We start from the raw sequence: 1,738 nt of genomic DNA on the forward strand, positions 1-1,738 counted from the left end.
ACCTTGCCCGGGTTGAGGATGTTCAGCGGGTCGAAGGCCGCCTTGATCCCCCGGTGCAACTCCATCGCCACCGGCCCCAGCTCCCGCTCCAACCACTCCTTCTTCAGCACACCCACCCCGTGCTCACCGGTGATCGTGCCGCCCAACTCCAACCCCAGCGCCATGATCGCGTCGAAGGAGGCCCTGGCCCGGGCCGACTCCTCCGGGTCGCGGGCGTCGAAGCACACCGTCGGGTGCGTGTTGCCGTCCCCCGCGTGCGCCACCACCCCGATCGTCAACCCGTGCTCGGCGGCGATCCGCTCCACACCCGTGATGAACGCCCCCAGCTCCGAGCGGCCCACGCACACGTCGTCGATCATCGTCACGCCCTTGACCGCCTCCAGCGCCGGCAGCGCCGTGCGCCGGGCCGCCAGCAGCATCTCCGACTCCGCCGCGTCCTCCGCCGGCACCACCGAGGAGGCGCCCGCCTCCTCGCACAGCACCCCCACCCGGGCCAGGTCGGCCGCCGGATCCGGGGTGTCGAACGCCGCCAGGAGCAGCGCCTCGGTGCTCTCCGGCAGCCCCATCCGGGTCATCGCGTTGACCGCGCGCAGCGTCGTGCGGTCCATCAACTCCAGCATCGACGGGGTGTGACCGCCCGCCATGATCCGGCACACCGCCTCCCCGGCCGCCGCCGTCGAGTCGAACTCGGCCGCCAACACCAGCTGCGGCGGCGGCGCCGGCCGCAGCGCCAGCGTCGCCCCGACCACCACCCCCAGACTCCCCTCCGAGCCGACGAACAACCGGGTCAGGTCGTACCCCGCCACGCCCTTGGCGGTGCGCCGGCCGGTGCGCAGCAACCGCCCGTCGGCGAGAACCACCTCCAGCCCCAGCACGTACTCCGCCGTCACCCCGTACTTCACGCAGCACAGGCCGCCGGAGCCGGTGCCGATGTTCCCGCCGATCGTGCACTGCTCCCAACTGGAGGGGTCGGGCGGATAACACAGCCCGTGCGCGGCCACCGCCTTGCTCAGGTCGGCGTTGACCACACCCGGCTCGACCACCGCGATCCGGTTCACCGGGTCGATCTCCAGGATCCGGTTCATCCGCGTCAGGGACAGCACCACGCAGCCGTCGGTGGCGTTCGCCGCCCCCGACAGCCCCGTGCGGGCGCCCTGCGGCACCACCGGAACCCGCAGGTCGTGCGCCACCCGCAGCACGTGCCGCACCTCCTCGGTGGTGCGGGGCAGCACCACCGCGGCCGGGGAGCCCGCCGGGCAGAAGCTCGCCATGTCGTGCGCGTAGGAGGCGGTGACATCGGTGTCCACGAGGACCGCCCCGTCGGGCAGACCCTCCCGCAGCCGGGAAACGAGGGTGCTCATGACCTCAGCCTGCCACCATCGGCGCCGGGGGGAACCCGGCGTTTCCCACCGACTTCTTCCGGCGCGCCCCGTCGGCGAGGATGATCACCGCACGACCCCGCGAGCGAGCACGAGCTCTCCCCGGCCATTCCCCGCGCGCCGCCCGGCCCGGGAGCCGGGGAGAGACGTAGGGAAGGACCGCCATGCGATGGCGACGGGCCTGGATACCGGCCACGGCGGCCCCGGCCGCCCTGGCCGCGATGTTGTGGTTCCTGTGCTCGCCGAGGGTGCACGCCCGCCTGCTGACCCTGGCGGAGGGCGTACGGGAGCGCCCCTTCCCGCTGGTCTCCACCGCCGGCCCCGGCATCGTCGAGAGCTGGGTGAGGGCCTGGTTGACC

At 73.4% G+C, this 1,738-nt stretch carries 2 protein-coding genes; one reads left to right on the top strand and one right to left on the bottom strand.

Annotation, left to right across the window (positions count from 1 at the left end; genetic code table 11):
- Nucleotides 1-1,361: FAD-binding oxidoreductase (locus tag FNQ90_RS22080; protein ID WP_182607958.1), on the bottom strand; the 1,361-nt coding region annotated here is incomplete at its 3' end.
- A 182-nt stretch (nt 1,362-1,543) separates the two neighbouring features.
- On the opposite strand from FNQ90_RS22080, the gene FNQ90_RS22085 reads away from it, so the two are divergent.
- Nucleotides 1,544-1,738, top strand: a 195-nt coding sequence (locus FNQ90_RS22085; protein ID WP_182607959.1) for a hypothetical protein, incomplete at its 3' end; no start/stop codon positions are given.

Source organism: Streptomyces alkaliphilus (assembly GCF_014141535.1).
GTDB lineage: Bacteria > Actinomycetota > Actinomycetes > Streptomycetales > Streptomycetaceae > Streptomyces > Streptomyces alkaliphilus.